This window comes from Halomonas saccharevitans, assembly GCF_900116405.1.
Taxonomy (GTDB): Bacteria; Pseudomonadota; Gammaproteobacteria; order Pseudomonadales; family Halomonadaceae; genus Halomonas; species Halomonas saccharevitans.
Genome location: NZ_FPAQ01000031.1, coordinates 1 through 298, shown reverse-complemented (window position 1 = coordinate 298; position 298 = coordinate 1). Strand labels below are relative to the sequence as shown.

Sequence of the window (298 nt, the reverse complement as noted above, 5' to 3'; positions counted from 1 at the left end):
CCCATGCCGCCCTGGCCGCCCATCATCATGCCTGGGCCCATGTTGCCCTGGCCGCCCATCATCGTGCCCGGGCCCATGTTGCCCTGGCCGCCCTGCGGCGTGCCCTGGGCGGACGCGGCACCGCTGGCGGCAATGCTCAGGCCGGCGGCCAGGGCGATGGCGATGACTCGTTGGTATTTGACCATGATCGTTCTCCTCGTCGTGTGAAGTGGTCCCTGAAATTCGGACCAGGCGCTAAGCTCTGATCAGACCGACCAGGAGACCCTGATCATGAGCAAGACACGTCGGCAGTACAGCA

At 65.4% G+C, this 298-nt stretch carries 1 protein-coding gene; it reads right to left on the bottom strand.

From position 1 onward, the window contains the following. The coding region (locus tag BM388_RS17880) for a hypothetical protein (protein ID WP_175535101.1) at nucleotides 1–185 on the bottom strand (185 nt) is incomplete at its 3' end. Nucleotides 186–298: the final 113 nt, after the last annotated feature.